Source organism: Streptomyces sp. NPDC057654 (genome assembly GCF_042800135.1).
GTDB lineage: Bacteria > Actinomycetota > Actinomycetes > Streptomycetales > Streptomycetaceae > Streptomyces.
In genome coordinates this window covers 1-3,034 of sequence record NZ_JBHVHQ010000975.1, presented here as the reverse complement: position 1 = coordinate 3,034, position 3,034 = coordinate 1, and the positions used below count along the sequence as shown (strand labels likewise).

Annotated in this window: 2 protein-coding genes; both read left to right on the top strand. The window is 72.1% G+C overall.

Annotated elements, in window-relative coordinates; all coding sequences use genetic code 11:
- The first annotated feature begins 683 nt into the window (after positions 1-683).
- On the top strand, positions 684-1,760 hold the full coding sequence (locus ACFU99_RS39115) for a cysteine synthase family protein (RefSeq protein ID WP_384402136.1): 1,077 nt from the start codon (positions 684-686) through the stop codon (positions 1,758-1,760).
- On the top strand, positions 1,757-3,034 hold a 1,278-nt coding region (gene argH, locus ACFU99_RS39110), incomplete at its 3' end, for an argininosuccinate lyase (RefSeq protein ID WP_384402134.1). The genes ACFU99_RS39115 and argH, both read left to right, overlap by 4 nt.

Genomic DNA, 3,034 nt, shown 5'->3' with positions numbered 1-3,034 from the left:
CGCTCGTACCGGACGGCCCGCGGCTCGCCCGGCCCGCGGGGGAGCGGGCGGGCGAACGCGCCGCGGAGACCGCCGCGCGTTCCGACTGAGCGGCGGGATGACTCGACCTGAGCGGTTGAGCGGCTGAGCGACTCGACCTGAGCGACTGGACGACCTCCTGACGCCCCGAATTCCGGATTCCGGGAATCCGCTTGTCTGTGTAGGCCGGGGGCGCCGAGACTGTGTGGGGCCGGGAATACGGAATCATCCGTCCCGGCCCTTCGGCGTGTCCGGGGCCACCCTTGCGGACCCGTCCGGATTCCGGTAGGAAGCCGCGCCGCGACAATGCCCTTACGTCCCTCCTCCGCCCGGCAACAGAATCGCCTGTGACCGTTCAGGAAGGGCCGGGCGGCCTTTGACTGTTCTTGATCTAGTGGGTAGCGTCGAACCGCTTTGGTGCTCATCGGTATTGTCGGTGTTGTCGGCATCGACTGCCGAATGCGCGCACCGGAGCGGTCCTTGGCTGCGCAGTCCTGACGGGGGATGGTGGGCTGAATTTCCGGTCATCAGGTGACGGGGTCATTCGGTGACGGAATCGATGGGACGGAATCCGGACCGTAGTCCGGAACGTCCGCAACCGATTTCTTCCGCGTGGGTCGGCACCCTCGTTATTTCTGTTCGCCCCGAATTCGCAGGGAGCTTTCATGGGGGCAACCATGCCCATGTTCCAGGAGATCACCGAGGCGCAGATGATGCCGCGGCTCGTGCGTCTCGGCCCGAATCTGTACGGGGCCGTCTTCACGCTGATGAAGCTGCTGCCGGCCCGCTATATCCTGCGCCGCGCCATGGAACGCGGCGACCTGGACCGGGACACCGTCATCACCGAGACGACGTCGGGCACCTTCGGCCTCGCCCTGGCCATGCAGGCGGCCCTCATGGAACGGGACCTGATCCTCGTCAGCGACCCCGCCATCGACGCCAACCTCTTCCGCCGCCTGGAGGACCTCGGCGCCCGGATCGAGATCTGCCTGGAACCCGCGCCCACCGGCGGCTTCCAGGAGGCCCGGCTGCGCAGACTCGCCGAGATCCGCGCCGAGCGGCCCAGCACCTTCTGCCCCGAGCAGTACACCAACCCCGACAACCCCCGCTCGTACGCCGTCGTCGCCGAGCAGCTCACCCAGACGCTCGGCCGGATCGACTGCGTCGTGGGGCCCGTCGGCTCCGGCGGCTCGATGTGCGGCACCGTCCGCACCCTGCGCGAACAGACCCCGCACACCCGGGCCGTCGGCGTCGACACCCACCGCAGCGTCCTCTTCGGCCAGCCCGACGGCCCCCGCGCCCTGCGCGGCCTCGGCAACAGCCTCTGGCCCGGCAACCTCGACCACACCGTCTTCGACGACGTCCACTGGTGCACCGCCACCGAGGCGTACGCCGCCACCCGCCGCCTGCACGCCAAGCACGCCCTCTTCCAGGGCCCCACCAGCGGCGCCGCCTACCTCGCCGCCGAGTGGTGGGCCCGGCGCAACCCCGACTCGCTGTGCGTGGTGATGCTCCCCGACGAGGGCTACCGCTACCAGGCCACCGTCTACGACGACGCCTGGCTCGCCGAGAACGGCCACGCCGGCGCCGCGCTCCCCGCGGAGCCCGTCGAACTCACCCGCATCGACCAGGCCGAGGACCGCTGGAGCCGCCTCGCCTGGCAGCGCAGCCCGTACGGGCGCATACCCGGCGCGGTCGCCATGGCCGCCGCCGCCCCGCGCGACGCCGAGGCGCTCTCATGAGCGGTACGGGCAGGCTCACCGCCACCCTCGGCGCCCGCACCCGGCACGTCGTCTACGGCGACCCCGGGCCCGCCGAGATCCGCCGCGAACTCGGCTTCACCACCACCATCGACCTGGCCCACGTCGTCATGCTGACGGAACGGGACCTGCTGCCCGCCCCGGCCGCCGCGGCCCTCCTCGACCGCATCGGCGAGCTGCGCGCCACCGGCTTCGCCGAACTGCTCGACGAACCCGCCCCCCGCGGCCTCTACCTGATGTACGAGAGCCACCTGGTGGCGGCCCTCGGCGCGGACATCGGCGGCAAGCTGCACACCGGCCGCTCCCGCAACGACATCAAGGCCACCATCACCGCGATGCGGCTGCGCACGGAACTGGCCGAGCTCCTCGGCCAGGTGCTGCGCCTCCAAGGCGTCCTGCTCTCCCGCGCCAGGGCGTACCGGCACACCGTCATGCCGGTCTACACGCACTTCCAGCCCGCCATGCCCATCACCTACGGCTACTACCTGGCCGGTATCGCGGTCGCCCTCGACCGGGACATCGACGCCCTGCGCCACACCCTGGCCGGACTCGGCCGCTGCCCGCTGGGCGCGGGCGCAGTCTCCGGTACGGACCTGCCCATCGACCCGGCCCGCACCGCCGCCCTCCTGGGCTTCGACGGGCCCCCGCTGCACGCCATGGACGCCGTCGCCAGCCGGGACGGCGTGCTGCGGGCGCTCGCCGTCATCAGCGGCGCCGGCATGACGCTCAGCCGCCTCGCCACCGACCTCCAGCTGTGGAGCACCCAGGAGTTCGCGTTCATCGAATTCCCCGAACGGCTCGTCGGCGGCAGCTCGGCCATGCCGCAGAAGCGCAACGCGTTCCTGCTGGAGCACGTCAAGGCCAAGGCGGGCGTGGCCCTCGGCGCCTGGACGGCCGCCGCCGCCACCATGAAGTCCACCCCTTTCACCAACTCCATCGAGGTCGGCACCGAGGCCGTCGCCCCCGCCTGGGGCGCCCTGCACACCGTCACCGAGTCCGTACTCCTGGCCCAGGTGCTCGTGAGCGGCGCCCGCCCCGCGCCGGAGCGGATGGCCCAGCGCGCCGACGAGGGCTTCGTCACCGCGACGATCCTCGCCAACCGCCTCGTACGGGAGGGCGTGCCGTTCCGGACCGCCCACCACGTCGTCGGGGCCGCCGTGCGCGAGGCCGTCGAGACCGGCGCCACCGCCCTGCGCCTGCCGCCGGACACCCCCGGCGCCGAACGGGCGTCGCTGCCGCCGCTAGGCGACGTGGTC